A 25960-nucleotide genomic window follows, 5' to 3' on the forward strand; every position below is an offset into this window, starting at 1 on the left:
CTCGGCATCCTGTGACACCTCGGCGGCCGGCTCGGTGGTGACGAGCGCCTCGCGGACCGATTCCGCTACCGCTCGATCGACGTTCGACTGCGCACTACGCGCATCGGCACCCAACTCGGCGAGCTTGGCCAGGATGCGTTTGCTGGTTACCCCCAGCCGCTTGGCAAGCGCGTGAACTCGGATTCGCTCCGGCAATTGTTCGGCATCCTGTGATGTTGTTTCCAGCGGCTCTTGATCGGCCACGAAGTCTCCTCGGGTCCCCGGGCGCGTCCCTCCTGGCAGGAGTGACGCGGCCGACGCGGGGGCACTGTCCGTTCACCTCACGCGGTTGGCGCAAGGTCAAGTGGTCTCGCCCCGCATGCCCGGTTAACACCATGTTTGTTCGTCGGTCGGGCTAACTGGTCACGCGGCGCCTGGCTATTGGCTGAACTCCACGGCGCGAGCGCTCATCCAGCGTGCCGACGCGAACCTCCGGCCCTAGCAACAGGCCAGTTGTTCGTGGCAGCGATGATCGGCATCGAACCGCAGTGTCATCCGGTTACCGTCCGGCACCGATCGTTCGCGTACCTGCGCGAACAGTCGGCATCGTCAGTAACCAATGCCAGTATCCCACACAGTGCGGCGACGTCTTGCCATCGCCGCACGACTACACCTCGCTGCGCTCGGCTCCGGCCCGCGGCGAGGCCGCCCGTGCCCTCGGTTCGCGCAGCTCACGCCGTAGCCCTGGATCAGGCCGGGAACTCCGGGAACCAGAGCGCGATTTCCCGCTTGGCCGATTCCGGCGAATCCGAGCCGTGCACCAGGTTCTCCTGGGTCTCCAGCGCGAAGTCACCGCGAATGCTGCCGGGGACGGCCTTCTCGACCGGATCGGTGCCACCGGCGATCTGACGGAACGCGGCAATGGCGCGCGGGCCCTCCAGGATGGCCGCGACGACCGGGCCGGAGGTGATGAACTCGATCAAAGAACCGAAGAACGGCTTCTCGGCGTGCTCGGCGTAGTGGCCACGCGCCACTTCTTCGGATACCTGCTTCAGCTCGAGGGCGGCGATCTTCAGCCCCTTGCGCTCGATCCGGGCCAGCACCTCACCGACGAGGCCACGGGCCACACCGTCCGGCTTGATGAGTACCAACGTCTGCTCAGTCACGGCGCACAGCCTAATGGGCGGTACCCCGGGTTACCGAACCGGAGCTATGAAGAGCCTTCGATGCGCTGGCTGGGGAGCAGGCCGAGTTCCATTCGGCGCTTGACATCGGCGCGCAGGACCAGGATGAAACCCCACACCACGGCAAAGAAGACGCCCATGACGCCGATGGACAGATGGACGAAGACGCCGAGGATCAACAGCACCTGCAGGGCGAGGTTGAACGGGATGGCCCACGGGCGGCGCTGCAGTCCGGCGCCGAGGATCATCACCAGGGCCAGGACCACGAGGTAGCTGCCCGAGAACCAGCCGACTCCCCCGCCGACGGACGCGACGACGGGCAGTGCCAGCAGCACCGTGATCGCTTCCAGGATCAGGGTGCCCGCCATGACACCGCGCAGTCCCTTCCACGGATCGGTGGCGGGCGGTGGAACCTGCGGTGCGCCGTCGGTCCCTTCGGGCTCAGCGGCGTCGCCGGATGTCTCGGTCACGCTGTCTCCTTCTCGGCATTCGCAGGCCCCACGTTCCCACCCATGCTGCCGCATCCGGACCCCGGCCCAACGTTCACGCCGTGTTCATTGCGGCGTTCGCGGGACCCTCCGTGGTTACGCACGCTGCCTCCTCCGGGCCTGACGCTCACGCCGTGTTCATTGCGGCGTTCGCGGGACCCTCCGTGGTTACGCACGCTGCCTCCTCCGGGCCTGACGCTCATGCCGGGCTCTTCCCGAACAGGGCGCGGGCCGCGCCCGCCGTGACCACCGATCCGGTCACCACAACCCCCGCGCCCGAGACCATTTCGCCCGAATCGCCGACCTCCTCGGCGATGGCGATGGCCGTTTCCAGCGCATCGGGCAGGGTCTCGGCGGTGACCACCCGCTCATCGCCGAAGCGCTGTACGGCGAGGTCGGCCAGGCGCTCGATATCCATGGCGCGCGGCGAACCATTGCTGGTGACCACGATCTCGTCCAGCACCGGCTCCAGCGCCTCTAGAATGCCCGCCGCATCCTTGTCACCGAGCACGGCGACGACGCCCACCAGCTTGCGGAAGTCGAATTCCGCGGTCAGCGTCGCGGCCAGCGCCTGCGCGCCCGCCGGATTGTGCGCGGCGTCGATGAAGATGGTCGGGGCGTTGCGCATGCGCTCCATCCGGCCCGGACTGGTGACGCTGGCGAAACCCGCGCGGACCGCGGTGATATCGAGCTGCCGCTCGGCGCCCGCACCGAAGAACGCCTCCACCGCCGCCAGCGCGAGCACCGCATTGCGCGCCTGGTGCTCACCGTGCAGCGGCAGGAAGATCTCGTCGTAGACGCCACCGAGGCCCTGCAATTCCAGCTGCTGGCCGCCGACCGCGATCTGGCGGGCCAGCACCCGGAACTCCGAACCCTCGCGCGCCACCGCGGCATCGACCTCGACGGCCCGGCGCAGCAGCACCTCCATGGCCTCTGGCGCCTGTTCGGCGATGATGGCGACGGTGTCGCGCGGAATCAGGTTCTCCGGCGCGCACTTGATGATTCCGGCCTTCTCCGCCGCGATCGAGGCGAGATCGTCGCCGAGGTAGTCGGTGTGGTCCAGGCCGATCGGTGTGATCACCGCGACCTGTCCGTCGATGACATTGGTCGCGTCCCAGCGGCCGCCCATCCCCGTCTCGACGACGGCCACATCCACTGGCGCCTCCGCGAAGGCGGCATAGGCCATGCCGGTGAGCACCTCGAACTTGCTCATGGCCGGACCGTCGGCGGCCGCGGACTGCTTATCGATCATCTCGATATACGGCAGCAGTTCGCGGTAGGTCTCGACGTACTTGGCCGGGGTGATCGGCACGTTGTCGATGCTGATCCGCTCGGTGGCCAACTGCAGATGCGGGCTGGTGATCCGGCCGGTGCGCCGGTGCAGCGCGGTCAGCACCGCATCGATCATGCGGGTCACCGAGGTCTTGCCATTGGTGCCCGCGACGTGGATGGCCGGATAGCTCTGCTGCGGCGAGCCGAGCAGATCCATCAGCGCGGCGATGCGGGTCAGCGATGGCTCGATCTTGGTCTCCGGCCAGCGTTGGTCCAATTCCGCCTCGACCAATGCCATTTCGGCCAGATCCACCGGGGACGGCCCGGAGCCGAGCCGCGCCTTGGGATGTTCGTCGTCCGCGTACTGCGGCTCCGGTTCGTCGTTCATTTGCCACTCAGTTCCGCGAGCCGGGCACCGATGCGGGCCACCTCGGCCTCGGCGACATCGCGACGTCCCTTGATCTTGTCGACCACCTGATCCGGCGCCTTGGCCAGGAAGGCCTCGTTGCCGAGTTTGGCCGTAGTGGTTGCCAATTCCTTCTCGGCCGCGGCGAGATCTTTCTCCAGGCGGCGGCGTTCGGCGTCCAGGTCGACCGCGCCGGAGGTGTCGAGTTCCACCGTCACCGTGGCCGCGCTCAGCCGGACCTCGAGCGAAGCGGTCGCTGCGAAATCGGTGCCGGGTTCGGTGAGTCGGGCCAGGTTGGTCACCGAATCGTGCAGTTCGGTGAGGCCAGCGGCGTCGAGGCCGATCAGCTTGGCCGCCACCTTCTGCTTATCGGCCAGCCCCTGGTCGCTGCGGAAGCGGCGGATCTCGGTGATCAACCGCTGTCCGTCCGAAACCCGTTGCGCGGCAGCCGCATCCGCGGCCACACCGGTGGCCGCGGGCCACGCGGCGATGACAACCGATTCACCGCCGGTCAGTGCCCGCCACAGCGATTCGGTGACGAACGGGATGACCGGGTGCAACAGCCGCAGCACCGAATCGAGCACATTGCCGAGCACGATGCTGGTCGATTCGGCCCGCGCACCGTCGGCCGCGAACTGCACTTTGGTCAGCTCCAGGTACCAGTCGCACAGTTCATCCCAGGCGAAGTGGTACAGCGCCTCGCAGGCCTTACCGAACTCGTAGGCGTCGAATGCCGAATCCACCTCGGCGCGAACCTGTTCGAGCCGGTCGACGATCCAGCGATCGGCATCGGTGAGCTCGGCGCGATCGGGCAGCACACCCGGCTTCGCACCGTTCATGAGCGCGAACTTGGTGGCGTTGAACAGCTTTGTCACGAAGCTGCGCGAGGCGAGTGCATGCGATTCGCCGACCGAGAGGTCGCCACCGGGCTGCGCGCCGCGCGCCAGGGTGAAGCGCAGCGCGTCCGCGCCGTAGGCGTTGATCCAGTCCAGCGGGTCGATGCCGTTGCCGCGCGACTTCGACATCTTCTTGCCGTACTGATCGCGAATCAGGCCGTGCAGGAACACGTCCTGGAACGGCACCTGCTTCGCGCCGCCCTTGCCCGCGGTGAGCACGTGATCGTCGGAGACGAAGGTGCCGAACATCATCATCCGGGCCACCCAGAAGAACAGAATGTCGTAGCCGGTGACGAGAACGCTTGTGGGATAGAACTTCTGGAGTTCCTCGGTGGAGTCCGGCCAGCCCATGGTGGAAAACGGCCACAGGCCCGAGGAGAACCAGGTGTCGAGCACGTCCGGGTCCTGCACCCAGCCCTCGGGCGCGGTCTCATCCGGACCGACGCAGACGACCTCACCCTCGGGGCCGTACCAGATCGGGATGCGGTGGCCCCACCACAGCTGCCGGGAGATGCACCAGTCGTGCATATTGTCGACCCATTCGAACCAGCGCGGCTCCTGGCTGGTCGGGTGGATCACGGTGTCGCCGTTGCGAACCGCGTCACCGGCCGCCTTGGCCAGCGATTCCACCTTGACCCACCACTGCATCGAAAGCCGCGGCTCGATCGCCTCGCCGCTGCGCTCGGAATGTCCGACGCTGTGCAGGTAGGGCCGCTTCTCGGCGACGATCCGGCCTTCGCTGGCGAGCCGCTCGCGCACCTTGACCCGCGCCTCGAACCGGTCCAGACCATCGAATTCGGTTCCGGTGCCGGTGATCCGGCCGCGCTCGTCCATGATGTTCGGCATGGGCAGGTTGTGCCGCAGGCCCATCTCGAAGTCGTTGGGGTCGTGCGCGGGGGTGATCTTCACCGCGCCGGTGCCGAATTCGGGATCGACGTAATCGTCGGCGATGATCGGGATCTGACGTCCGGTGATCGGATGCTCGAGGGTGGTGCCGATCAGATCCTGATAGCGCGGATCCTCCGGATGCACCGCGACCGCGGTATCGCCGAGCATGGTCTCCACCCGGGTGGTGGCCACGATCACATGCGGCTCATCATCTTCGAGCGAGCCATAGCGCAGCGAGACCAGCTCGCCTTCGACATCCTCGAACTTGACCTCGATATCGGAGATGGCGGTGCGCAGTTCCGGCGACCAGTTGACCAGGCGCTCGGCGCGGTAGATCAGGCCAGCGTCATAGAGCCGCTTGAAAATGGTCTGCACGGCGCGCGAGAGCCCGTCGTCCATGGTGAAGCGGTCATGGCTCCAGTCGACGCCGTCGCCGAGCGCGCGCATCTGCCACTGGATCTGTCCGCCGGATTCGCGCTTCCAGTCCCAGACCTTCTCGATGAACAGTTCGCGGCCGAAGTCTTCCTTGGTCTTGCCGTCCACCGCGAGCTGCTTTTCCACAATGGTCTGGGTGGCGATGCCCGCGTGGTCCATACCGGGCAGCCACAGCACCTCATAGCCCTGCATGCGCTTGCGGCGCGAGAGAGTGTCCATCAGCGTGTGGTCGAGCGCGTGGCCCATGTGCAGGCTGCCGGTGACGTTCGGCGGCGGCAGCACGATGGAGTAACCGGGCTTGGCACTGGCGGTGTCGGCGGCGAAGTAGCCAGCCGCTACCCAGCGCTCGTACATCTCGGCCTCCACCTCGCTGGGGTTCCAGCTCTTGGGGAGGGCATCGGCACGATTACGCGGGTTGTCAGAGGCTGCGCTGGTCACCCCGGCATTCTAGTGGTGGTGCCGGCCGAGCTCCTAAAAGGGCCAGCGCACAGAAAAAGGCGGAGTCTTCGGTGGATGAGGGACACCGAACACTCCGCCTACACCTGGAGAGCTTACCGCCCAAAACGGCTCGAGCTCCGAATCCACAAGTAATTCTCAGCTTCATCGCGCCTTCCATCCGCGGCGCCGCGGCTGTCGCTTCCAGCCGGTTCGAGGTCGCCATTGAATGCGCAGGCAGCGGCCCTACGGCGTGGCGAACACCGCGCGCCGAGACCGAGCCTCGCCCGCCCTGCTCCGCTCAGGAAATACACAGCGAGAATCAGGGTTTTCCCGGTTGTCGGGGCGGCGTCGGCTGAGGAGCCTGGAAGAGGTGAACCCTCCGCTCGATTCGCCCTATCCGGGTTCGCAACCGCGAATACCCGATGTTCGGGTATTCGCACCGACCTCCGTACACGATCTGCGCGGACGCACCATCGAGGAGTTGCGGTATCCCGCGACGGCGGCATTGGTAGTGGCCGGAGTGCCGGGCGCGGGTAAGAGTACGGCGTTGCGGCTGTTCTTCGGCGCCGAGGCCGATGCCGAGCGACCACCGCGCGGGCCAGCGGATTCGGTGGTGCTCGACTCGCACCATTCGCGAAATCGCTGGCGGCGCAGGCTCGGTCGGCTGCCGTACCCGTTGTGGCGGCCGGTGGTGCACATCGCGCATTACCGCGGGATCAGAGCCGCACTGCGGGACGGTGCCGGGCCGGTCGTCATCCACGACTGCGCCACCTTCGGGTGGGCCAGACGTTCGATCGGCCGGTGGGCGGCGCGCTATGGCCGGGAAGTGCACGTCATCCTGCTCGATGTGCCTGCCAGAACAGCGCGCGCCGGTCAGCACGCGCGCGGTCGGCGCATCAATCCGTTCTTCTTCACGCTGCATTGCCGCCGCTGGGACCGCCTCATGCGCGCCGTCGGCACGGGAGATCTCCCGCGGCCCGCGCCCGCATCGATGGTGATCGCCGATCGGACCACCATCGACCGGCTGGGTCGGGTCAGCTTCGCGGTGTGACGAGTGCGGACGTCGTTCTCATGATCATGGGACCAGCACGGTCAGTGCACCGGGCACCGCGCGCAGGGTGATCGGGAGCGTGCCGGCGGGCTCACCGTCGGCGGTCGCCGGGGCACCGGGGGCGGTGAGCGTGACCTGCGCGACGCGGTACTGCTTGGACTTCGGATGATCGATCCGTTTACCGGCCGATAGTGCGGGCAGCAGACGGAGCATATCCCGTCGGGAAACCGCGCCGACGACGGTGAGATCCAGGAAACCGTCATCCATCACCGCGTCCGGACAGACCAGCATGCCACCCCCATATGTGCGGGTATTGCCGATCGCCACCATGACCGCATCGGTCTCGATCACGGTGTCGGAATCCGGATTGTCGAGCGCGCCGGGCACGACGCCGGACAGCTCGATCCGATAGGGCACGGTGAAGCGGCCCGAGATTTCGGCCAGCGCGGCGACGGTGTAGCGCAGCGGACCTCTGGGCCAGCGCATATCGTTGGCGCGCAAGGTGACTCGTGCGTCGAATCCGGTACCGGTGACGGTGGCGAACCACTTGGGCGTGTATCCGGGCGTCGGCGATTCGATCAGGCCCAGGTCGATGCCGCGGGTGCGGCCGCCGAGCACCAGATCGGCCGCCGCGACGGGATCGTCGGTGGGCACACCGATTTCCCGTGCGAGGTCATTGCCGGTGCCCGCGGGGATCAGGCCGAGCGGTACGCCGGTCTGCGCGAGCGCTTCCAGCGTCACATTCATCAACCCGTCACCGCCGATACAGACCACCGCGTCCGGCCGGGCGCTGCCCGCGATCGAATCCCGCACCAGACGTACCGATTCGGCGGCCGAAGGCGCACGCACCTCGGTGATCTCGACACCGCGTGCGGCGAAGCGGGCCAACGCGGCCGCAGCCACATCGCCGCCCTTGCCGACGCCGGACTGCGGATTGGTCACGACGGTGACCGCGCGCACCGGACGGGACGAATCCTGTGTCACGGGACCAGCTTTCCAGGGTTGAGGATGCCCACCGGGTCCAATTCCCGCTTCACCGCGCGCAGCACGCGCACGCCGAGATCGCCGATCTCATCGGGAATCCAAAGGCGATGGTCGGTGCCGACCGCGTGATGATGGGTGATGGTGCCGCCCGCGGCCACGATCGCGTCGCCGACGGCCCGTTTCGCGATGGACCACTGGGTGATCGGGTCGTCGAGTTGCTTGGCGATGACGGTGAAATACAGCGAGGCACCGGTCGGATAGGTGTGCGAGATGTGACACATCACCAGCGGCGGGGTGCCCTGACCGCCGAGCGAATCCGTCAGTGCCGCGGTGACCTTCGCCTTCAGCTCGGCCAAATTCGACCAGGTGGTCGCGGTCTCCAAGGTTTCGCAGAGCACGCCGACATCCAGCAGGGCATCGCGCATATAGGGTGCGGCGAAACGGCCGTGCTCCCATTCCCGAGCCGGGGTCTGTCCCAGCGCGGTCCCGCCCGCCGCGGCGAGCAGTGCGCCCGCCTCAGCGCTGCGGGCCGCGACATGCGCCTCGGTGCCCTCGAACGTGGTGATGGCCAGACAACCCGCAACCGACTCACCTCCGATATCGGCGGACCGAGCCAGGTTGATGCCGGTCTCGACCTCATCGGAGAGCCGGAGCACGGTCGGTGCGGCACCCGCCTGCACCACCGAGCGCAGTGCGGCGGCGCCGGTTTCGAAGTCCGGGAACGACCAGGCCTGGTAGCCAATGGTTTCCGGTACGGGATGCACCCGCAGGGTTACCTCGGTGATCACACCGAGCGCCCCCTCCGAACCGACGAACAGTTCACGCAGGTCCGGGCCCGCGGCGGATGCGGGCGCGCGGCCGAGTTCGATGGTGCCGCTGGGCGTGGCGATCTTGAGCCGCTGCACCATGTCATCGAAGCGGCCGTAACCCGCCGAGGCCTGTCCGGAGGACCGGGTTGCGGCGAAACCGCCGATGCTGGCGAATTCGAAGCTCTGTGGGAAGTGGCCGAGCGAAAGGCCATGGGCGGCAAGGAGTTCCTCGGCCAGCGGGCCGGTCAGTCCGGCGCCGAGCGTGGCGGTGCCGCTGATCGGGTCGATATCGGAAATGCCGTCGAGGCGGCGCAGATCCAGCGCGATGACGGTATCGAAGCGACCCCGGACCGGGTCGACGCCGCCGACCACACTGGTACCGCCGCCGAAGGGCACCACCGCGATGGCATTCTCGGCGCAGTAGGCCAGCACGGCGAGCACCTGCTCATGGTCGGCGGGGAAGATGATCGCATCGGGCGCGTCCTGTGGGCCGGCGGCGCGGCGGCGCAGCAGATCGGGGGTGCTCTTACCGCCCGCATGCCGCAAACGATCGTGGTGGTCGACCGAAATGCTGCCCACGCCGACCACCGCGACCAACCCGTCCCGTTGAGTCTGCGTCAACGTCGACTCGCGTAGCGGCACATCGCCCTCATCGCGGCGCGCCACCGGGTCGCCGGAGACTCCGAATACCTGCGACAGCAGGGTTCGAATCGAAGCCGAGAGCGGCTTGTGTCCGGCGGGGATGCCCCAGGCGTCCCAAACCATACTCGCCGCGTGCTCCGGCGCGCCCGGGATTGCGGCGGCCGCCTCGCTGGAGGATGTGTGCTGATGCGTCTCGACCATGCGTTACAGTTTGACATAGACTGTCAAGCAGTAACGAACAGACACCCGCTTCCGGCACCGCTGCGACGGTGCCGCCGATACCCGGTGGTGACACCCGATGACTGCCTCCGCAGAGTCCGCCCCCGTCGACGCGCTCGCGGCAACCGATCTCGCGATCCTCGACGCCGCCCGGGCCTGCGTGGAGGAGTTCGGGGTGCGCCGCACCACCCTCACCGAGGTGGCCCGCCGCGCCGGGGTCAGCAGGCCGACCGTCTACCGGCGCTGGCCGGATACCGGATCGCTAGTGGCCGAACTGCTGGTGCGCGAACTGCGCGCGATCGTCGCCGCGGCCATGCCGAGCACGGGTAACGCGCGCGCCCGCATGGTCGAGGGCATCGTCGGGGGCGCGGCGACCATTCGCTCGAATCCGTTGTTCGGCAAGATCTTCCGTACCGATACCGACCTGATGCTCACCTATGTCTTCGGCCGCCTCGGCCGCAATCAACGCGCCCTGATCGAACTGTTCACCGCGGGCATCCGGGACGGCCACCTGGACGGCTCCATCCGCGCGGGCGAGCCCGAACAGATGGCGACAATGCTGTTGCTGATCGCGCAATCGGCGGTGCAGTCGGCGGGTACGGTCGCCCCGCTGCTGGCCGGAGCGGCACTGGATGCGGAATTGACCCGCGCGATCGACGGCTACCTCGCTCCCGACGGCGGACCCGCGACGACCGACAAGCCGCTCCAATGACCGAACACCTGCGCACCGGCGGTCCGTCCGCCACCGGAAAGGGATTGTGATGACTGCGAATTCGGCCGCTGCCCGTGGAAATTCCGCGCTGAACGCCGGACGCCGGGCGCGTGAGCTACAGGTGCTCGGCGACGGTATCGATATCGATGTGCTGGTGATCGGCGGCGGCGTGACCGGTGTCGGCGCGGCCATCGATGCCGCGTCCCGCGGACTGCGAACCGTGCTGGTGGAACGGCACGACCTGGCGTTCGGTACGAGTCGCTGGAGTTCGAAGCTGGTGCACGGCGGGCTGCGGTATCTGGCCAGCGGGCGGGTCGGCATCGCGCACGAAAGCGCCGTCGAGCGTGGCATCCTGATCGCCACCACGGCACCGCATCTGGTGCGGCCACTGCCGCAATTGGTGCCGCTGCTTCCGGAAATCGGTGTGGCACAGCGTGCGTTGATCCGCGCCGGATTCGTCGCTGGCGATGTGCTGCGGCGCAGTGCGGGCACTTCGCCCGCGACACTGCCGCGTTCCCGTCGAGTCGCCGCCGCCGAGGCGCTGCGCTTGGCACCGACTGTGCGCCGCGAAGGATTGCGCGGCGGGCTGCAGGCCTGGGACGGACAGCTGGTGGACGACGCGCGACTGGTGGTGGCATTGGCCCGCACCGCTGCCGCGCAAGGCGCAACCATCCTCACCCGCGTCGAAGCCCTTGACGTCACCGGGGATTCGGCCACCCTCCGCGATACCTCGACCGGCGAGACCATGGCCATCCGGTCCCGCACCGTCGTCAATGCCACCGGCGTCTGGGCCGATCAGGTCGACCCGAGCATCGAACTGCGCCCGAGCCGCGGCACCCATCTGGTCTTCGATGCCGAATCATTCGGCGGGCTCACCGCATCGCTGACCGTCCCGGTGCCGGGCAGTACGAGCCGCTTCGTCTTCGCCTTCCCGGCGGCGCACGGGCGGGTCTACCTCGGCCTGACCGACGAGGATGCACCGGGACCGGTCCCCGACGAACCCCAGCCCACCGAAGCCGAAATCGACTTCCTCCTCGACACCATCAATACCGCCCTCCGAGAGCCATTGACCCGCAGCGATATTCGCGGCAGCTATGCCGGACTGCGCCCGCTGCTGAAGACGGCCGACAACAGCACCGCCGATATCTCCCGCCAGCACGCGGTCCTGCACTCCCCGACCGGTGTTATCACCATTGTCGGCGGCAAGCTCACCACCTACCGCCAGATGGCCGAGGACGCGGTCGACGCGGCGGTAGCCACGGGCAACCTCGCCGCCGGCCCGTGCCGCACCAAGCAGCTTCCCCTGGTGGGCGCGATCTCCGGCGCCGCCCGCGACCGAATCGCCGCCCCGCCGCTGCTGATCGAACGCTTCGGCAGCGAGGCGGCGACCGTGCTGGCAACGGCTGCCGCGAACCCCGCCCTCGCCGAATACGTCGCCCCCGGAATCGATGTCACCGCAGCCGAATTCGCCTTCGCCATCACCCACGAGGGCGCACTCGACACCGACGATCTGCTCGACCGCCGCACCCGCATCGGCCTGGTCCCCGCGGACCGCGCGGCGGCCCTGCCCGCAGCGGAAGCCGCCTTCGCGCACCAGCATTAGGTTCGCAACGCTCGGCGTCGCATTCGGCCGAATGGTCGGGCGGCGCGGGTCAGTCCATCCGCCAGGTGGCGAGTTCGGCGCGCATCGCGGCGCGCGGCCAGAGGTCGAGGCCGTGCGCGGCCTCGGCGGCGCGGATTTCGCGTAGTTCGGCGGTCTCTTCGGCGGCGCTCAGAAAGCGGAAGCCCAGGCGCTCATAGTAGGGACCGTTCCAGGCCACGTCGACAAAGGTCGTCAGTGTGATCGCCGGTAGCCCTTGCGCTTTCGACCACTGCACCGCATGGTCGATGAGCCGCTTGCCGATCCGCTTACCCGCATGGTCCGGATCCACCGAGACCTGGTCGATATGGGCATTGCCATCGACGATCCCGAGAATCAGATAGCCGATCGGGCGGCCGGTGTCATCGGGATAGACCCAGGCCCGGCCCGCCTGTTGGAACTCACGCAGCGTTTGCAGTGACGGCGGATCGTCATCCGCGACAGCCATCATGCCGATGTCGGCAAATGGTTTGCCCGCCACGCGCTCGATTTCTTGCAGTATCGGCAGGTCGTCCTCGACCGCCGGTCGAATCGTCCGCATGGACAATTCTCCCACGGACCTCACTCGGCCGGAGTCGCCAGGATGCCGTTGACCAGCGCACGCAGCGCCCACCGGGCCCGCTCGTCGCCGTCGCCCGAGAACATCTGGTCCCCCATCGCCATGAGCGTCGGATACCGATCGGCGGATAGTGCCGTGAAGCGCCGTTTCACCTCGGCGACATAGTCCTGCTCGTTGGTGTCCTTGGTGTTGTACGCGCTCTGCTCTGCGGCCTGCGCGGATATGTGCAGGTAGATCAGGTCGACGGCCCAGGAATTGGTCTGTGCGTCCACCCCGCCCTCGGCGAGCAGGGCGAGCAGCCGCTCGACGATCTGCAAGGCATTCGGGCTGGTGGGAATCGCGCCGAGCGCGACGAGTGCGAGCCCCTCATGTTTGGCCATCGCGTCGACGGTCGTCGCAACCAGCGCCGTGAGCCGGTCACGCCAGGTGTCGCCCGTCGGCTCGGGGACGGTGCCGAGCACGTGATCGAGCATGGCGGCCATCAGATCGTCACGGTTGGCGACATAGACGTAGAGCGAGGCCGCGCCGGTATCCAGGTCCTGCGCGACGCGACGCATGGTGAGGGCGGCCAGACCGTCGCGGTCGAGGATGCGCAGGCCGGTTTCGATGATGACGTCACGGCTGAGGGGTGCTTTCGCGGGTCGGGCCCGGCGGCTGACGGGTACGGCGCTCATGGGCCGAGCATACGCGCTGACGAACATTGTTTGACACGAACGCCGTTCGTGATCTAGCGTCTACATCGACCGAACAACGTTCGTCACGATCCCTGTTCGCTCCGATTTCCTCCCATCAGGAGAAGGACATGAACACCCGCACGCAGCAACCAGATACCCAGGTCAGCGCCCGGATGTGGGCGATACTGGCGGTAATACTCGCGGCCGACATTCTCGACCTGCTCGACTCGACCATCACCAATATCGCCGCGCCGACCATCGCGCGAGATCTCCACAGCGGGCCGTCGCTGATCCAGTGGCTCGGCGCGAGCTATGCCCTATCCCTCGGCGTCCTGCTGGTCGTCGGCGGCCGACTCGGCGATCGCTTCGGCAAACGGCGGCTGTTCCTGATCGGCCTTGCCGGATTCACCCTCGCCTCGGTCGCCTGCGGTCTCGCCATCGATCCGGCCACGCTCATTACCGCGCGCCTGATCCAGGGCGCCTTCGGCGCGCTGCTGATACCCCAGGGTTTCGGCATCCTCACCAGTACCTTCCCTCGCGAACAGTTGGGTAGGGCATTCAGCGTCTTCGGGCCGAGCCTCGGCCTGTCCGGCGTCTGCGGCCCGATCCTGGCCGGATTCCTCGTCGACGCCGATCTGCTCGGCCTCGGCTGGCGCGCCATGTTCCTGATCAATATCGTGCTCGGCGGCCTCGCATTCGCCGCCGCCCATCGCCTGCTGCCCGCCGAGGACGGCGACCGCACCGTCACCATCGACGCGCTCGGCGCCCTCCTGCTCGCGGCGGCCATGTTCGGGACGCTATTCGGACTGATCGACGGTTCCGCCAACGGCTGGAGCGGCGCGCCCTTCGCGGCCTTGGCAGCCGGAGTCGCCTCCTTCGTGCTGTTCGCCCTTCGGCAGATCACCGCGGCCAACCCGCTGATCAAGCCGACGCTCTTCGAGAACCGGGGCTTCACCTCTGGTCTGATCCTCGGCCTCGTATTTTTCGCCGCGGTCTCCGGGCTGCTGTATGTGCTGTCGCTGTTCATGCAGAACGGTCTCGGCTACACCCCGACCGACGCCGCGCTCGGTCTCGCCCCGCTCGCCGTCGGCATCATCATCGCCTCGATCGCCGCGCACCAATTGCTGACCGCCCTCGGACGCAACCTCATCCTGATCGGCCTGCTGATCACTCTGGCGGGCAGCGGCCTGCTGCTCTTGCTGGTGCTGACCGGCGGAATCGATATCGCCCCTTGGGCTCTCGCGGCGGCAATCCTGGTGCTCGGCATCGGTATGGGCACCTGCTTCGGCAGCATCTTCGTCGTCACCATCGGCGATATCGACCCGTCCGAGACCGGTAGCGGCAGCGGATCCCTTTCCGCCGTCCAGCAACTCGCCAATGCGATCGGTGCGGCCGCGGTCACCACGGTGTACTTCCACACGGTCGGCTCCGGTCAGGCGCATGCGCTGACCGTCAGCCTGGTGTTCGTCGCCGCCATCACGCTGGTCAGCCTCGGGCTGGTGCGACTGCTGCCGCGCCACGCTCAGGCCGAACAGCAGCACTGAATCACCTTCAACCCAAGGACTCTCATGATTCTCGTCACCGGAGGCCGCGGCGCGGTCGCCAACAACCTCGTGTCCCTGCTGCGCGCCGACGGCCATGCCGTCCGTATCGGCTCCGGCCGCCCCGAGCAGCTTCCCGCGGACGTGCCCGCCGTCGCTTGCAACCTGCGGAACCCGGCCACCTTCGCCGCCGCACTCGACGGCGTCACCTCGGTGTTCCTCTACGCCGAGCCCGAATGCATCGCCGAATTCGCATCCGCCGCAACCGAAGCCGGAGTCAACCACATCGTGCTGCTGTCCTCGTCCTCGGTGCTCGATCCCGATGCCGCCACCAACCCGGTCGCGAAATCGCATCTCGACGCCGAACTCGGACTCACCGACGCACCGATAACCGTCTCGGTACTGCGACCCGGCGCCTTCGCGGGCAATGCCTGCGGCTGGTCATTCGCGATCAAAGCCGACCGCCCGGTCAGCCTCCCCTACCCCCATGCCTACACCGATCCGATCCACGAACTCGACATCGCAGAGTGTGCCCATGCCCTACTCACCAAGCCGGACCACCGCGGTGTAGCCCATACTCTCACCGGTCCGCAGACATTGACGTTCACCGAGCAGATCGACCTGATCAACAAGATCACCGGCCGCACCGCGACCATCGCCCACGTCACCCCCGACGCCTGGCGACAGGAGATGGCCGAATTCATCCCCGCCCGCTACGCCGACGGCCTCCTCGACTACTGGCGTAGGTGCGACGGCGTCCCTACCCGGATCACCGACATCGTCGCCCTCCTCACCAACCACCCGGCCCGGCCCTTCACCACTTGGCTCGAAGACCACCTGTCCGAGTTCACCGCCTGAGATACGGAATCCACCTGGCTGGTGGTGCACGGCAGATCGGCCGCACGGACTCACCCGCCGCGATCGGGCAGATCGCGGTGCACCGGACTACCCACCCCAGCAGCACGGATCATTCCGCGCCGCCGGGTGTGTCGGCCGATTGCGCAGAGTCACGACGAGTTGCAGGTGACAGGCACTGACCGCCACGGGATTCCGATGGCCGCGCACCGAGCCGAATTCTCCGGCTGGCCGTGAGCTCGCGCACAACGGGTTCGCCAGCGCCGCGTCCACATAGCTCCTGCCGTATCGCCCCCCTGGGGCCAGAGGCAGTCGCCGGTAGTCGAATGGTGGTCGCCCAGGCCGTATCGACCGCCATGTGACTACGCTCGGCGAGCAGCCGAAGTGGGTAGCGCAGCGATCTGTGTGGACGGGGCACTGGCTCGCTGAGGATGTACGCGTGGTCTCGCAGAGCTATCCGAGCTCGCGGGACGCGTGCCTGGAGGCATCCGGAGGCGACGTCGGGTGATGCACGCCTCTTCGTCGATCAGCGCGGGTACGGATCACTGTGGGCCCGGGCTCGCTGTTCGTCGCAGGCAGGGTTCGGGGGCATCGCACGCTCTATGCTGGACGCCGGTAGTGGTCCGGGAAGGAGGCGCGGGTGAGCAACCCGTCGACCGTGGGGATTGCACCGGGCAATGGTCTGATCGCACGCTTCGGTGCGGTTGTCGTGTATCTCGCGGGCGAAACCCCCTCCACCGACCGGATACTCGGCGCGATCGAGGCCGTCGCCGATGCGCGGCATCCGGGCGCGGCGATCGCGCAGCGGCTGGCCGCGGTGGTTTTCGGCGGCAATTCCGAACCACCGCCGTTCGGCGTGGTCGCGCCGACTGCCGACGGCACCGTGATCCTGCTGCGTGGCCAGGTGACCGCGGAGATCCAGGGCGCGGAAGGAACTCGACGCCTTTCCGGGGCCCGCGCGTTCACCTGGGTAGACGAAATCATCCGAGAGCCCGTGCGCCGGATCACACTCGGCGCGGACGACGCATTTCCGGTGCAGGCACTGCCACGCACCGACCTACGCGCCGGTGTCGTCCCCGGCGGCGGTTTCACCCTGCATATCGCAGTCCGACGCACGGGCAGATCCGCGGCGACCCGAGGCCGCGCCACCGGACCGTCCCCGTCCCCCGGCACGACACTCGAACCGCCACGAACCGCACCGGCCGGGTTGGAAGCTCTCCTCGACCCGACCGCGAAATCTCAGCCCACCTCGATGGGCCGCACAGACGCCACGCGAACCCCCACCGGCTCCGCTCAGCCCGCCGAGTCCTACTGGCATTCCTCCGTCCGGTTCGCCGCGTCGCACGAGCCCACGGCGAACGCCGGACCAGCTGGCGCGGCGCAGCCAACTGGATCGGCACGCTCTAAGGGCATTCCGCGGCAATCCTCAACACCGGACGGGCCCACTGAGAAGGCCGGACCCGCCGACTCGGCGCGACCAACCGGATCTGGTGTCCCGCGGCAGTCCTCCATCAGGCCCGCCGCGCCGGACGAACCCGCCGCGAAGGACAGACCCGCAGGCTCGGCGCAACAAACGGGATCGGCGCGCGCTACGGGCGTCCCCCGGCAATCCTCCGCGCCGGACGGGCGGACCGAGAAGGCCGGGCCCGCCGACTCGGCGCAATCAACTGGGTCTGCTGGGATTTCGCAGCAGTCCTCCGCGCGGTCCGGAGCGCCCACCGAAAAAACGAGTCGGGGGGCATCGGCGGAGTCGCCGGTCGTCGAGCAGGCTGCGGCATCCGCGAAGGGGCGGACGGCGGAGTCCGGGTCCGGGGAGGTAGCGACACCGCAGGACGTCAGTACCCAGGCTATGTCCGCTGCCGAGCGTGCGGAGTCCGGTGGGTCGCGGGCAGGTGCATCGTTACGGCCCGAACCTATTGCGCTGCACAAGATCCCGCCATTGCAAGGGCAACGACCGCGACCGCTGCGGCCGGTTGGCGGCGCGGGCGATCCGGAGAGTCCGGGGCCGGTCGCCGGTGCGTTGATTCTCGAGGACGGTGCGGCATATCCGCTGGACCGGGCGTATGTTGTCGGTCGAAGTCCGACGATCGACGAGGCGGTACGTGCCGCGACGGCCACGCCCATCACCGTCCCTCGTGACCGCCATATCTCCCGCGTGCACGCCTACGTCTCGGTCGACCGCGGCAAGGTCTACGTCCGCGATGCCGCCACTCCCGCGGGAACTTTCATCGCGGCCCCAGGCGATGATGACTGGACGCGCGTCGGCACCGCCCCGATCGAACTGTCGCCCGGCTGGAGCCTGCGCATAGGCCAGCGAATCATCACCTACCGGTCCGAGAACGACCCCAAGCATCCGACGGAAGCCACTGGTAAGGGCCGCCGTTCCTGAGCGGATCGCTTGCCCTGCGAAGACGTGCCGCACGGGGCTTCCCACCGCATCTGTCGATCTCGGCCGAATCCGCGCGGATTCATCGAACCGAACCGCACCGGACCGTTCTGCCGCTAGGACACTCAGCGATCTTCCCGCCGTGCGCGGCGAAGGAGCCTGCGCCGCTCGCCGATCCGCCGTGCGCCGAATGCGACCGCAACGCCCGCGCCAGCGGCGAGTACCCCACTGACGGCCAGTGTGGCGACGGTCGGCGGGGTACCCCGGAGAATCCAGGCACCACCGGCGACCGCCCCGGCCAGCATGGCCGAACTCGCGCACAGACCGATGAAATTGGCGATTCCACCGTGGCCACGACGCAGTGTCCGGGCGTTGGACTCCACGTAGGCGGCGGCGAACAACGCGAGGATCACGATCACGGCCGAAGCGGCGGTCAGCGTCGGACGCTGCGTCGTATGCAGTTCGACTCGCTGCGTCGCGATCTCGGTACCGTTGCGCAGCAGAGTCAGCTCGCCGTCGAGATCGCCCGCCAATACATGCCGGTCGACCGGATCGGGCAATACAACCGCGCCACCGGGCTGCAGCGGCACCGGATCTCCACCCAACCGCACACCGACCACATGCACTGTGAGCGAAGCCGAATCGACGTCGATCCCATTGACTTGCACTGGAATCGGCTCGGACAGATCGATATCGATCGGATTCGACCTCGTCGGATCAACACCGGCAATGGTGACCGCGCCCGGTACCAGATCTCCGCCGGCCGTGGATGCACCGAGCCCGAGCACCGCGACCGCACAGGCACCCGCCGCACACAACGCTCCCGCGAGCAGCGGTAGCCAAGGCGAAGCGAACGTGACGACATCCCGAATGGGCACCAGATCGCGCCGATCGACATCAGCCAGCCGAACACCCTGGTCCTGCAACCCGTACCGCGGCCGCACTCGGCCCATCGGGGGACGATGCGGTCCGGCAGCGATCTCGCCGGTCACCGGTGAAATCGGCCCTACCACCGTCCCATAACCCTGCGCACCTCCCGGTCCCGGTATCGCCGCACCCGCCCGCCGTGCACCCCCGGTCGCGGCGGCCACAATCGTGTCGGCGCCGATCACCGGGATACCCACCGGAGTCAGCCAATCGCCGCCCCAGCAGGAGGCGGCGAGTTCGGCGAGCGCGATGCCGAAGAGTTCGGCGGTGTCGAAGCGGTCGGCGGGATCGGTCGCGAGGCCGCGCATCACCACATCGGCGATCGGTCCGGGAACACCGGGCGCTACCTCGGTGAGGGGTATGGGATCGCCGAAGGCATGGGCGAAAAGCGTTGCGAGGTGGTCATCGCTCGGCGGGAAGGGCAACACACCGGACAGCAGCTGATAGAGCATGGCGGCCAGCGCGTAGATGTCGGTCGCGGGGGAAAGCGGCTGTCCGCGCGCCTGCTCCGGCGCGATATAGGACGGAGTGCCGACGATCGCGCCGGTCCTGGTGACCAGGGTCTGGTCACCACCGACGATCTCGGCAATGCCGAAATCGGTCAGTTTGATCGCACCGCCGGTGCCGAACATGAGATTCGACGGTTTGACGTCACGGTGCAGAATCCGGTGGCGGTGCGCTGCTTCCAGTCCCGCCGCACAGGCCAGCCCGACGGCGACCGCGGTCGCCGCGTCGAACCCCTCGGTGGCGAATCGGCTGCCGACGGTGCCGCCCGGCAGATATTCCATGACCAGCAGACACAGCTCATCCTTCTCGATGTAGTCGAAAACCCGCACCACATGGCGATGATCAATGGCCGCGAGAATTCGCGCCTCGGCGACGAACCGGCGGCGCACCTGTTCATCGTGCGCGAACTGCGGTGGAATCTGTTTGATGGCGACCGGTCGGCCCAACCGCCGGTGCGTGCCCGCCAGCACCACACCGCATCCACCCCTGCCGACCTGGGCGCCGATATCGTAGGCGGGCAGCGCGGCCCGCAACCTGCCGGTGTCACTGGTCACGTCGTCGCCCATCCACTCGGAACCGCACGGTATTCGTACCGTCGATTTCGTCGAGTTCCCCGGTGGATGCGAAATACTCCTCCGGCGCGACTTCCGGTGTCGGGGAACAGTATCCGACCAGGAATCCAACGAACGCGGCGCAGCTACGAACGCGGCGGCCCAGGATCGGGGTAAGGTTGCCCGCGACAAAATTCGTGCGGTGTGGACAATGTCCAGCATGCACCGCAATGGACCGACACAGGACATCGACGAGTCCGCCCTGACCGTGACCCCGCCGAAAGAGCAGGCCGCGGGCGTGACCGCCGTGGCCGTTGCGCTGAAACGCGCGGTCGAGGAGATGGGTGTCGTCCGGACCACCCGCACGCTGGCCCGGGTCAATCAGGTGCACGGTTTCGACTGCCCCGGCTGTGCCTGGCCGGAGCCTACGGGGCACCGTCGTCCGGCGGAGTTCTGTGAGAACGGTGCCAAGGCTGTCGCCGAGGAGGCGACACTACGCACCGTCACCCCCGAATTCTTCGCCGCGCACTCGATCGAGGAACTGGCGGGCAAATCCGGCTACTGGCTGGGCCAGCAGGGCCGACTCACCCACCCGATGGTGCTCCGCCCCGGCGATACGCACTACTCCCCGATCGAGTGGGATGACGCCTACCGGCTCATCGTCGAACACCTGCATGCCCTGTCCTCCCCGGACGAGGCCCTGTTCTATACCTCCGGCCGAACCGCCAACGAGACCGCATTCCTGTATCAACTGCTGGTCCGCAGCTTCGGCACCAACAATCTGCCGGACTGTTCGAATATGTGCCACGAATCCTCCGGCGCCGCACTGACCACCTCGATCGGCATCGGCAAGGGTTCGGTCTCGATCGATGACTTCACCAAGGCCGATCTGATCATCGTCGCGGGCCAGAACCCGGGCACGAATCACCCGCGCATGCTCAGCGCACTGGCGGCCGCGAAGGCCAATGGCGCCAAGGTCATCGCGGTCAACCCGCTGCCGGAGACCGGACTGCTCGGCTTCCGCGACCCGCAAACCGTCAAGGGTTTCACCAGCGGCGTCGCCATCGCCGACGATTTCCTGCAGATCCGCCTCGGCGGCGATATGGCGCTGTTCCAGGGCCTGGGCAAACTCCTGTTCGAAGCCGAGGACCGCGCGCCCGGCACGGTGGTCGACCGCGAGTTCGTCGACGCCCACTGCGCTGGCTTCGCCGAATACGAAAAGAACGTACGTGCTGTCGATCTCGCCACCGTCCGCACCGCGACCGGCCTGTCCGACGACGACTTACACCGCACCGCAACACTTCTGGCCGAATCGAAGAACGTGATCATCTGCTGGGCGATGGGGCTGACCCAGCAGCGCCACGGCGTCGCCACCATCGAGGAAGCCGTCAATCTGCTACTGCTGCGCGGCATGATCGGCAAGCCCGGCGCCGGTGTGTGCCCGGTCCGCGGCCACTCCAACGTCCAAGGCGACCGCACCATGGGCATCTGGGAGAAGATGCCCGATGCCTTCCTCGACGCACTCGACCGCGAATTCGGCATCACCAGCCCACGCCACCACGGCTATGACACCGTCGAAGCCATCAAAGCCATGCGCGCTGGTACCGCGAAGGTGTTCTTCGGCATGGGCGGCAATTTCGTCTCCGCCACCCCCGATACCGAGGTCACCGAGGCCGCCCTGCGCAGCTGCGCGCTCACCGTGCACGTCTCGACCAAACTCAACCGCAGCCATATCGTGCACGGTCGCACCGCACTGATCCTGCCCACTCTCGGACGCACCGACCTCGACCTCCGGAACGGCACGAAACAGCAAGTTTCAGTGGAGGATTCGATGTCGATGGTGCATCTGTCCACCGGCCGCCTGCAGCCGGTCAGCGATCAACTGCGCAGCGAAGTCGCCATCGTCTGCGAACTCGCCCAGACCCTCTTCGGCGCCGATCACCCGGTGCCGTGGGCGCAGTATCAGCACGACTACGACAAAATCCGCGACGCGATCGCCCGGGTGGTACCCGGCTGTGCCGACTACAACACGCGAGTCCGGCAGCGCAACGGCTTTGTGCTACCGCACCCGCCGCGCGACTCCCGCGAATTCCGCACCGCCACTGGCAAAGCCAATTTCGCGGTCAACGAATTGAGCTGGGTCCCGGTGCCCGAGGGCCGATTGATCCTGCAGACCCTGCGCAGCCACGACCAGTACAACACCACCATCTACGGCCTCGACGACCGCTACCGCGGGGTACACGGCGGCCGCAAGGTGATCCTGATGCACATCGACGACATCACCGAATTCGGTTTCGTGGACGGTGATCTGGTCGATCTGATCTCCGAATGGACCGATGCCACCGAACGCAAGGTGACCGGCTTCCGCATCGTCGAATACTCCACCCCGCGCGGTAATGCCGCCGCCTACTATCCCGAAACCAACCCGCTGGTTCCGCTGGATCACGTTGCGGCACGGTCGAATACACCAGTGTCCAAAGCCGTGACCATCCGAGTCGAACCACACGTCCATACCGGACAGCCCACATGAGCAACCCCAGCGAGCGAACCAGGTCGCAGCACACACCGCGCACGACCGAACCGAACGTGGAGAGGCGCAATCGTGAGTAGAGTCACCGCCCGCAGACGGATGCGCCGCATCTCCCCCAACGGCATTGTCGAGCGCCCGGATTCACTCGCCGTGGAGGAGCCCCTGGAAATCCGCCTCGACGGCCAGTCGCTCACCGTCACCATGCGCACCCCCGGCAGCGATATCGAACTCGTCCACGGATTCCTATTGGGCGAAGGCATCATTCACACCGCCGAGGATGTGGTCAGCGCCCGCTACTGCGCGGGCACCGACGAGGACGGTCGCAACACCTACAACGTCCTCGACGTCCACCTGCGCACCCCCACCCCCGTCCGCGGCCGCAACTTCGTCACCACCAGCGCCTGCGGCCTCTGCGGCAAAACCGCACTCGACGAGGTCCGCACCCGCACCCGATATCCGCTCCCGACCGCCTCGATCTCCGTCGGCAGCGATACCCTCGCCGCCCTGCCCGACCGATTGCGCACCCGCCAAACGGTTTTCGACGCCACCGGCGGCCTGCACGCCGCCGGGCTGTTCACCGCCGACGGCACCGCACTCGCCGTACGCGAAGACATCGGCCGCCACAATGCCGTCGACAAAGTCCTCGGCTGGGCCCTACTCCAAAACCGCATCCCCGCAAACGATCTCGTACTCATCGTCAGCGGCCGTGCATCCTTCGAACTGGTCCAGAAAGCCGTCATGGCTGGCATACCGATACTCGGCGCCGTCTCCGCCCCCAGCTCGCTGGCCGTCGACCTCGCCACCGAATCCGGCCTGACCCTGGTCGGCTTCCTGCGCGGCGACACCATGAACATCTATACCCGCCCGGACCGGCTGACCATTACCGACGAAGTCGCCACCTATTGATCACGGCCGATGTCCGTTTTACGGTGACAACACCAGATCCATAGTTCGGCGATGAACGGAGACACCGATGCGGATCACGGTCGATGGCAAATCCGGCGGACTACGCGTGCGTATGCGGTTCGAACAGCAGCGCAACCGCTGGCTGGCCGTCCGAATCATATTGGGGGTATTGGCATTCCAGGGCGCGGTCGTCGGTCTGTGGGCGGTTTTCGCGCCGCATTCGTGGTACACCAGCTTTCCGGGCTTCGGCATGCAGTGGATCTCGGCCGACGGTCCGTACAACCACCATCTGGCCTCCGACGTCGGTTCGTTCTTCCTAGCGCTGACCGCGGTGACGCTGGCCGCACTCTTCCTCGGCGGCAGCGCGTTGGCGCAGGTCGCGGGCCTGGGCTGGCTGGTCTTCGGGGTACCGCACCTGATCTATCACGTCTCGCACAAGCCAGCCGAGATGGGCGCGGGCAGTTTCACCCTCAGCATCATCGGCGCGGTGCTGATCGCCGTCCTCGGTCTGGCGCTGATCCTGGTCACCCCGCGCGGACCGCAGTTGCGCGATCCCGACCCGATCACCTTCCGGCTCCCCCGCCGCCGCACATCCCGCTGACTCCCCGGAACAGTCAACGCCCCACAGCGCATGCCGTGGGGCGTTTGGTCTGTCGCAAGTGGATGCGCGTCCGACGTTCAGTACGCATTCCATCCGCCGATCTCGGTCAAATGGTCGAGGGCCCGCACCACCGCCGGTGCGCACCGATGACCATCGCCCGGTCCGAGCCACGCCATCTCGGCGATCTCCGCGGCCGGAGCCGGTATGCCGTGACCGGGTGCGCGGAAACAGTGCATCTCCACGAGCGTTCCGGGACGCCCGTGGGCGGGGGCCGTAATGGTCACCACGGGCGTGATCCGGTGCGCCTCCAACTCGACGCCTACTTCCTCGCGAACCTCACGAACGAGCGCTCCGGCCAGGGTTTCCCCGGGCTCGGGCTTGCCGCCCGGCAGATAGAAGGCGTCGCGTCCCTCGGTCCGGACCGCGAGCAAGCGGCCGTTCTCGACGCACAGCCACGCCACCGACGTGAGCGTTGGTTCCCCGATCATGGTGCGGAGCTGACCCTTTCGAGCGACAAGCAGTCGCTGGCGCTAGTTGTCAGTCCTTCAACGCTTCGAGCAACGCCGCACGCTGGCGTGCGCCGAGTCCGCCGATGCGGCGGTCCTCGGGGATCTCCGCTTGGTCCATCAGCTTGGCGGCCTTTACCGGTCCGACGCCGGGCAGTGCCTTGATCACGGCAGCGACCTTGGTCTTCTTGACCAAGTCATCACTGTCGGCCTTCTTCAACAATTCGGCGACCGATACCTTTCCGGCCTTCACCTTGCCGATCAGTTCCGAGCGTGCCTTGCGGACCGCAGCCGCTTTGGCCAACGCCTCGGTGCGCTGTTCGGCGGTCATGGTAGGCAGTGGCATGTCTCCTCCGCTTTCACTCATCACTCGAACATCTGGTTGACCGGACCGAGTAAACAGCACTACAAGCACCACACTAGCTCGACACACCGGGGTCGGACGGCGGGAAATAGCGACAAGTTTTCTGGAACCAGTGCGCACGCCCTGGTAAAACAGGCAGCCGCAGGCGGTAACACCCGAAGCCTCAATGCCGAAACCACTAGCAGACGCACCAGTGCGGGACAGAAGGTTCAACGGCGAACCAGGGAATCAACGGCGATTCCGGCACCGGGCGCGATCGGGGAACACAGAGATGTGGACGACGATCGTCACCGTATCCAGTAGCACTAGCGCGCCAACAAGAATGCCGAGTGGGCATGATCGGCCCGTTCGGTGCGCAAGATGCTAGGACAAGTGCTGGCGCGGGGGGGCAATCTGCGCCAGTACGTCATCCCCCTCCCGGCTATCGGGATTCCCCGCAACGCTGCCATGGGACACTGCTAGGCTCCGAATTAGAACACGTTTCAATTCGTCGCCCCGGGCGACTGCTCGCCGGTCGCTCGAAACAAGAGGGGTTTTCATGGCACAGCAGATCCGCGATGTGATCGAGCAGTACGTCAAACTGGTCGGCTCGGGTCCCACCGAAGAGATCGTCAACCTCTACACACCCGACGCGGTGGTGGAGGACCCCATGGGCACCGAGCCCAAGCGCGGCCATGAGGCCATTCGCGAGTTCTACGCCGTGATCGCCAACCTCGATCGGGAGACCGAGCTGCGACCGGAGACGATCCGCATCACGGGCAACCACGCCGCCTTCATGTTCACCCTGGTCACCAAGTTCGGCGAGCAGCGCTTCACGCTCTCGCCGATCGATGTGATGGAGTTCGACGACGAGGGCCGGATCGTCAGCATGCGCGCCTACTGGAGCCAGGACGATATGCGTAGCGAAGCAGTCTGAATCGGGGCGAACAGTCCGCGGGGGGGGGGGGGGGCGTGGTCGGGCGCCGCCCCCGGTTGGGGTGGAAGGCGCCCGCCCCCGCCCCCCCGAACACC

Annotated in this window: 22 protein-coding genes; 10 read left to right on the forward strand and 12 right to left on the reverse strand. The window is 67.2% G+C overall.

Features of this window, described 5'->3' with window-relative positions:
* The 5 genes from ABZW16_RS33490 to ABZW16_RS33510 form a co-directional block, all read right to left on the reverse strand.
* A partial coding sequence (locus ABZW16_RS33490) for a translation initiation factor IF-2 N-terminal domain-containing protein (protein ID WP_354960110.1) occupies positions 1-243 on the reverse strand: 243 nt, incomplete at its 3' end.
* A 485-nt stretch (positions 244-728) separates the two neighbouring features.
* The gene (ndk, locus tag ABZW16_RS33495; RefSeq protein WP_228002254.1) at positions 729-1145 is read right to left on the reverse strand and encodes a nucleoside-diphosphate kinase; all 417 of its coding nucleotides are present in this window, start codon (positions 1143-1145) and stop codon (positions 729-731) included.
* A 44-nt stretch (positions 1146-1189) separates the two neighbouring features.
* On the reverse strand, positions 1190-1531 hold the full coding sequence (locus ABZW16_RS33500) for a DUF4233 domain-containing protein (protein WP_354960127.1): 342 nt from the start codon (positions 1529-1531) through the stop codon (positions 1190-1192).
* Positions 1532-1850: 319 nt separating this feature from the next.
* The gene (locus ABZW16_RS33505) at positions 1851-3221 is read right to left on the reverse strand and encodes a folylpolyglutamate synthase/dihydrofolate synthase family protein (RefSeq protein ID WP_354960128.1); all 1371 of its coding nucleotides are present in this window, start codon (positions 3219-3221) and stop codon (positions 1851-1853) included.
* An 86-nt stretch (positions 3222-3307) separates the two neighbouring features.
* Positions 3308-5986: a valine--tRNA ligase gene (locus ABZW16_RS33510; protein ID WP_354960111.1), complete on the reverse strand. Its 2679-nt coding sequence runs from the start codon at positions 5984-5986 to the stop codon at positions 3308-3310.
* Positions 5987-6356: 370 nt separating this feature from the next.
* Between ABZW16_RS33510 and ABZW16_RS33515 the strand changes: the two genes are divergently transcribed.
* On the forward strand, positions 6357-7037 hold the full coding sequence (locus tag ABZW16_RS33515) for an AAA family ATPase (RefSeq protein ID WP_354960112.1): 681 nt from the start codon (positions 6357-6359) through the stop codon (positions 7035-7037).
* A gap of 24 nt (positions 7038-7061) precedes the next feature.
* Here ABZW16_RS33515 and ABZW16_RS33520 read toward each other — a convergent pair whose 3' ends face one another.
* On the reverse strand, positions 7062-8021 hold the full coding sequence (locus tag ABZW16_RS33520) for a diacylglycerol kinase family protein (RefSeq protein WP_354960113.1): 960 nt from the start codon (positions 8019-8021) through the stop codon (positions 7062-7064).
* On the reverse strand, positions 8018-9595 hold the full coding sequence (locus ABZW16_RS33525; protein ID WP_354960129.1) for an FAD-binding oxidoreductase: 1578 nt from the start codon (positions 9593-9595) through the stop codon (positions 8018-8020). The genes ABZW16_RS33520 and ABZW16_RS33525 overlap by 4 nt, the downstream gene beginning before the upstream one ends.
* A 175-nt stretch (positions 9596-9770) precedes the next feature.
* Between ABZW16_RS33525 and ABZW16_RS33530 the strand changes: the two genes are divergently transcribed.
* Complete coding sequence (locus tag ABZW16_RS33530) at positions 9771-10403, forward strand: helix-turn-helix domain-containing protein (protein WP_354960114.1); 633 nt, start codon at positions 9771-9773, stop codon at positions 10401-10403.
* Positions 10404-10452: 49 nt separating this feature from the next.
* Entirely contained in the window at positions 10453-12006 is a 1554-nt protein-coding gene (locus tag ABZW16_RS33535) for a glycerol-3-phosphate dehydrogenase/oxidase (RefSeq protein WP_354960115.1), read from the forward strand.
* Between the two features lie 49 nt (positions 12007-12055).
* Here the strand turns inward: ABZW16_RS33535 and ABZW16_RS33540 are convergent, their stop codons facing one another.
* Both ABZW16_RS33540 and ABZW16_RS33545 read right to left on the reverse strand, forming a co-directional pair.
* Entirely contained in the window at positions 12056-12583 is a 528-nt protein-coding gene (locus ABZW16_RS33540) for a GNAT family N-acetyltransferase (protein ID WP_354960116.1), read from the reverse strand.
* A 20-nt stretch (positions 12584-12603) separates the two neighbouring features.
* Positions 12604-13275 (reverse strand): TetR/AcrR family transcriptional regulator, encoded by a 672-nt coding sequence (locus ABZW16_RS33545; RefSeq protein ID WP_354960117.1) that lies wholly within the window; start codon positions 13273-13275, stop codon positions 12604-12606.
* A gap of 128 nt (positions 13276-13403) precedes the next feature.
* On the opposite strand from ABZW16_RS33545, the gene ABZW16_RS33550 reads away from it, so the two are divergent.
* The 3 genes from ABZW16_RS33550 to ABZW16_RS33560 all read left to right on the forward strand — a co-directional run bounded on the left by ABZW16_RS33550 (position 13404) and on the right by ABZW16_RS33560 (position 18060).
* On the forward strand, positions 13404-14819 hold the full coding sequence (locus ABZW16_RS33550) for a DHA2 family efflux MFS transporter permease subunit (protein WP_354960118.1): 1416 nt from the start codon (positions 13404-13406) through the stop codon (positions 14817-14819).
* Between the two features lie 24 nt (positions 14820-14843).
* Entirely contained in the window at positions 14844-15674 is an 831-nt protein-coding gene (locus ABZW16_RS33555; protein ID WP_354960119.1) for an NAD(P)H-binding protein, read from the forward strand.
* A 637-nt stretch (positions 15675-16311) separates the two neighbouring features.
* Entirely contained in the window at positions 16312-18060 is a 1749-nt protein-coding gene (locus ABZW16_RS33560) for an FHA domain-containing protein (RefSeq protein WP_354960120.1), read from the forward strand.
* Positions 18061-18182: 122 nt separating this feature from the next.
* Here the strand turns inward: ABZW16_RS33560 and ABZW16_RS33565 are convergent, their stop codons facing one another.
* Positions 18183-20045 (reverse strand): serine/threonine-protein kinase, encoded by a 1863-nt coding sequence (locus tag ABZW16_RS33565; protein WP_354960121.1) that lies wholly within the window; start codon positions 20043-20045, stop codon positions 18183-18185.
* A gap of 217 nt (positions 20046-20262) precedes the next feature.
* On the opposite strand from ABZW16_RS33565, the gene ABZW16_RS33570 reads away from it, so the two are divergent.
* The 3 genes from ABZW16_RS33570 (at position 20263) to ABZW16_RS33580 (ending at position 24079) form a co-directional block, all read left to right on the forward strand.
* Positions 20263-22572, forward strand: coding sequence for an FdhF/YdeP family oxidoreductase (locus ABZW16_RS33570; RefSeq protein WP_354960130.1), 2310 nt, complete (start codon positions 20263-20265; stop codon positions 22570-22572).
* Between the two features lie 72 nt (positions 22573-22644).
* On the forward strand, positions 22645-23478 hold the full coding sequence (fdhD, locus tag ABZW16_RS33575; protein WP_354960122.1) for a formate dehydrogenase accessory sulfurtransferase FdhD: 834 nt from the start codon (positions 22645-22647) through the stop codon (positions 23476-23478).
* 67 nt (positions 23479-23545) lie between these two features.
* On the forward strand, positions 23546-24079 hold the full coding sequence (locus tag ABZW16_RS33580; RefSeq protein WP_354960123.1) for a hypothetical protein: 534 nt from the start codon (positions 23546-23548) through the stop codon (positions 24077-24079).
* A 77-nt stretch (positions 24080-24156) separates the two neighbouring features.
* On the opposite strand, the gene ABZW16_RS33585 is transcribed toward ABZW16_RS33580, so the two are convergent.
* Together ABZW16_RS33585 and mihF are read right to left on the reverse strand one after the other, a co-directional pair.
* Positions 24157-24567, reverse strand: a complete 411-nt coding sequence (locus tag ABZW16_RS33585) for an NUDIX domain-containing protein (RefSeq protein WP_354960124.1) — start codon at positions 24565-24567, stop codon at positions 24157-24159.
* Positions 24568-24616: 49 nt separating this feature from the next.
* Positions 24617-24931, reverse strand: coding sequence for an integration host factor, actinobacterial type (gene mihF, locus ABZW16_RS33590; protein WP_354960125.1), 315 nt, complete (start codon positions 24929-24931; stop codon positions 24617-24619).
* A 556-nt stretch (positions 24932-25487) separates the two neighbouring features.
* On the opposite strand from mihF, the gene ABZW16_RS33595 reads away from it, so the two are divergent.
* Positions 25488-25865, forward strand: a complete 378-nt coding sequence (locus ABZW16_RS33595; RefSeq protein WP_354960126.1) for a nuclear transport factor 2 family protein — start codon at positions 25488-25490, stop codon at positions 25863-25865.
* Positions 25866-25960: the final 95 nt, after the last annotated feature.

This window comes from Nocardia sp. NPDC004604, assembly GCF_040609795.1.
GTDB lineage: Bacteria > Actinomycetota > Actinomycetes > Mycobacteriales > Mycobacteriaceae > Nocardia.

What these genes read in the sequence shown, in the direction of transcription:
- ABZW16_RS33500 (WP_354960127.1), bottom strand. Translation starts at nt 1,531, where the DNA reads ATGGCGGGCACCCTGATCCTGGAAGCGATCACGGTGCTGCTGGCACTG.
- ABZW16_RS33505 (WP_354960128.1), bottom strand. Translation starts at nt 3,221, where the DNA reads ATGGCATTGGTCGAGGCGGAATTGGACCAACGCTGGCCGGAGACCAAG.
- ABZW16_RS33525 (WP_354960129.1), bottom strand. Translation starts at nt 9,595, where the DNA reads ATGGTTTGGGACGCCTGGGGCATCCCCGCCGGACACAAGCCGCTCTCG.
- ABZW16_RS33530 (WP_354960114.1), top strand. Translation starts at nt 9,771, where the DNA reads ATGACTGCCTCCGCAGAGTCCGCCCCCGTCGACGCGCTCGCGGCAACC.
- ABZW16_RS33535 (WP_354960115.1), top strand. Translation starts at nt 10,453, where the DNA reads ATGACTGCGAATTCGGCCGCTGCCCGTGGAAATTCCGCGCTGAACGCC.
- ABZW16_RS33540 (WP_354960116.1), bottom strand. Translation starts at nt 12,583, where the DNA reads ATGCGGACGATTCGACCGGCGGTCGAGGACGACCTGCCGATACTGCAA.
- ABZW16_RS33545 (WP_354960117.1), bottom strand. Translation starts at nt 13,275, where the DNA reads ATGAGCGCCGTACCCGTCAGCCGCCGGGCCCGACCCGCGAAAGCACCC.
- ABZW16_RS33550 (WP_354960118.1), top strand. Translation starts at nt 13,404, where the DNA reads ATGAACACCCGCACGCAGCAACCAGATACCCAGGTCAGCGCCCGGATG.
- ABZW16_RS33555 (WP_354960119.1), top strand. Translation starts at nt 14,844, where the DNA reads ATGATTCTCGTCACCGGAGGCCGCGGCGCGGTCGCCAACAACCTCGTG.
- ABZW16_RS33570 (WP_354960130.1), top strand. Translation starts at nt 20,263, where the DNA reads ATGCACCGCAATGGACCGACACAGGACATCGACGAGTCCGCCCTGACC.
- ABZW16_RS33580 (WP_354960123.1), top strand. Translation starts at nt 23,546, where the DNA reads ATGCGGATCACGGTCGATGGCAAATCCGGCGGACTACGCGTGCGTATG.
- ABZW16_RS33585 (WP_354960124.1), bottom strand. Translation starts at nt 24,567, where the DNA reads ATGATCGGGGAACCAACGCTCACGTCGGTGGCGTGGCTGTGCGTCGAG.
- mihF (WP_354960125.1), bottom strand. Translation starts at nt 24,931, where the DNA reads ATGCCACTGCCTACCATGACCGCCGAACAGCGCACCGAGGCGTTGGCC.
- ABZW16_RS33595 (WP_354960126.1), top strand. Translation starts at nt 25,488, where the DNA reads ATGGCACAGCAGATCCGCGATGTGATCGAGCAGTACGTCAAACTGGTC.